The sequence below is a fragment of the Planktosalinus sp. genome (genome assembly GCF_059864935.1).
The window spans coordinates 1-2,451 of the sequence record NZ_JCBCCK010000518.1; the positions used below are offsets into that span (position 1 = coordinate 1).

At 37.0% G+C, this 2,451-nt stretch carries 3 protein-coding genes; 1 reads left to right on the forward strand and 2 read right to left on the reverse strand.

Annotated features, from left to right (window positions below):
- Positions 1-578 precede the first annotated feature (578 nt).
- Positions 579-1,655 (forward strand): AOC03_06830 family ribosome hibernation factor, encoded by a 1,077-nt coding sequence (locus tag AC6F75_RS14845; protein WP_500715865.1) that lies wholly within the window; start codon positions 579-581, stop codon positions 1,653-1,655.
- Positions 1,656-1,723: 68 nt separating this feature from the next.
- Here the strand turns inward: AC6F75_RS14845 and AC6F75_RS14850 are convergent, their stop codons facing one another.
- Together AC6F75_RS14850 and AC6F75_RS14855 are read right to left on the reverse strand one after the other, a co-directional pair.
- Positions 1,724-2,110 (reverse strand): rhodanese-like domain-containing protein, encoded by a 387-nt coding sequence (locus tag AC6F75_RS14850; protein ID WP_500715866.1) that lies wholly within the window; start codon positions 2,108-2,110, stop codon positions 1,724-1,726.
- Positions 2,111-2,124: 14 nt separating this feature from the next.
- Positions 2,125-2,451 (reverse strand): rhodanese-like domain-containing protein (locus AC6F75_RS14855; protein ID WP_500715867.1); only part of this gene is annotated, 327 nt, incomplete at its 5' end.

Sequence of the window (2,451 nt, forward strand, 5' to 3'; positions counted from 1 at the left end):
ATGAATCGAAAAAAGTAGCCGATGGGCAGATCTTGAACCATATGACCAATAAAACCGTCACCATCAAGGCAAGCCCGTCAAGCAAAATGACCGGGCTTATCACTAAATTATTCCCACCGCACTAAAATGGACAAGTCAGGAAAAGTAAAGATAAAAAATTGAAAATTTTAAAACTTGTTTGGGTATGAAATTTATGTTATTAAACATAAATAACGTAAGTTCGAGTTAAAAAGCAAACCAACGGTTTGGGTTACTTATAGTTTTTTGAGCAAACGGCAAAAGCTATATTTTGAAGAAATAACAGATAAATCAGCGTTTGTCCGTCAAATCAGCGTTATCTGCGTGTTATTTTACATTTATTGGAACAGGATAGCACGCTGATGACACGCCTGCCCGCCGAAGGAGGGGATTAAGTAAATTTTCACGGATAAAAACTTATATCGAACTCACGTTAAATAATTTTAGAAGTGGTTTGATTCAATTGCTAAATATTACTTAAATATGGATTAGTTAGATTCCTTTTCAATCGAAAATAGCTATCTTGATTTCAAATTTTAAAACTAAAAATCAAATTACGTATGAACACTTTATTAAAGAAGATTAAAAACATTCAAGGCGAAGCTTGTGTAACGATTATTTTAAACACCCACAGAACCCACCCTGATAATGAAGGGGATCCGTTACGTTTAAAAAACCTCGTTAAAAATGCGGAAGAACGTTTGTACAACGATTATGAAAAACGGTTTGTTTGGCCCATTATGGAAAAGTTAAACGCACTTGTTGATAGTTTAGACCATAGGGAAAACCTGGATAGTTTAATCCTTTTTGTCAATCAGGAACTCGCAGAATTCATCCGGCTTGCAATAAATGTAACCGACAGGGTTGTTATTGACGACACCTTTGCAACCAGAGACCTCGTTAGGGCTGAGCACGAACAGGCAGCCTATTATGTTTTGGTTTTAAGCCGAAATGATGCACGACTTATAGAAGCGATGAATGATAAGCCTGTTGCTGAAATTAAGGGGAACTTTCCTTACAAAAACGATACCCTTTACAATACCGAAAAACAAGAACGCCACACAGGAGGATCTGATGAAAAACTGATTGAAGAATTTTTTAACCGCGTTGATAAAGAGGTTCTAAACGCAATCAAAGATTATCCGTTACCGGTAATCCTTATTGCTGATGAACGTAATTACACTCATTATATGAATGTGGCAGACCGAAAGGAAATGTATATGGGCTACCTCAACAAAAACCGGGGTGATGAAAGTGCCAAAATCCACCATATTGTAGATGATGCTTGGCCTGCTGTTCAAGAAATCAACAGAAAGCGAAACGCAGAACGTATGGACGAGTTGGGCAGGGCTGTTGGGTCAGGGAAGTTTTTAAACGACATCAACGATATTTGGAAAGCCATTCTTGAAGGAAGAGGTCAAACACTCTTCGTTAAAAAAGGGCATTTTCAACCAGGGCTAATTTCGGGAAATGAAATCATGTTGGTTGACAAACTGGAAAGAGACCATAAAGGTGTGTGTGATGATGTGATTGATGAAATGATTGAACACAACCTCAGCTTTGGGGGCGATACAGTTTTTATTGAGGGTGACGAACTTGAAAAGTTTCAGAATTTGGCATTGATTACCAGATATTAGTCTAAAACTTATAAAAATCTGCTTCCGGGATTCTCCTGAGGGTGGATTTTTTAATTAAAGATGTATGCTTAGGATTTGTCGGTGTCAAAATCTTTTTCGTTCCATTCCTCAATACCTCCTGTCATATCATAAATAATCTTAAAACCCATATCTTTTAATATTTCTGCGGCCTTAGCACTTCTGCCACCGGATTTACAATAAAGGTACACAGGTTTTTCCTTGTCGAGTTTTTCGGCTTTCATTTTAAAATCGTCGTTGGATATGCAAATATTTTGAGCATTTTTGATTTTTCCGGCATTGAATTCTTCTTCGGTTCTTACATCGAGTAACTGTATGGATTCATTTTCAATGGCCTCCAACATTTGATCAGCAGTAATTTTATATACTTGTGACTCTTTTTTGTCTGCGCAGGAAAAAAGAAGTAACGTGATGAGAATTAGGTTAAGTTGTTTCATAAAATTTTCCGAAATTATTTTTCAATAGGCCCTTCCCATTCAGTGATGCCACCAATTAAGTTGTATGTATCATTAATTCCTAAAGATTTTAAAACAGCACAAGCTTGAGCGCTTCTGCCTCCTGCACGGCAGTAAACATAATAACTTTTTGTAGCATCTAACTCCTGCGCTTTTTGGACAAATTCACCGGGATTTAAGACATCCATTTGGATGGCGCCGGGAATTATTCCTTCTTCATATTCTTCATCGGTCCTCACATCAAGAATTACTGCATTTGGGTCTGAAGAAGCTTTTTCACGCCACTCTTTTGAATTCAGTTCTTGCATAGATTTTAAAAATTT